The 282-nt window shown below is 27.3% G+C and carries 1 protein-coding gene; it reads left to right on the top strand.

The features are described 5' to 3' along the window. Positions 1–8: 8 nt before the first annotated feature. Complete coding sequence (locus J8281_RS20040) at positions 9–125, top strand: T9SS type A sorting domain-containing protein (protein WP_210199297.1); 117 nt, start codon at positions 9–11, stop codon at positions 123–125. Positions 126–282: the final 157 nt, after the last annotated feature.

Here is a 282-nt window from a genome sequence, read left to right as displayed (position 1 = left end):
GTTATGATATCCCCCAAGCTTTTAAAGTTGAAACTTTAGATATTACAAATATACCAGTGGGTGTGTTCTTTGTAAAAATAACTTCTGATGATGCCTCAATAACTCAAAAGCTTATTATAGAGTAGTAGAGGTAAATGAAATAATCGAAAAGCATCACATAATGTGATGCTTTTTTTGTTGGTTGCATCAAGATAACGAAACAATAATACTTAGTTTTTTGAAAAACTAAGTATTATTACTTAAAATCATTCTAAATAACAAAAACATGACATTTGTTATTTG

The organism is Aquimarina sp. U1-2 (assembly GCF_017897595.1).
GTDB lineage: Bacteria > Bacteroidota > Bacteroidia > Flavobacteriales > Flavobacteriaceae > Aquimarina.
Note: the sequence above shows the minus strand (reverse complement) of the source record. Positions and strands in the feature narration are given on the sequence as shown.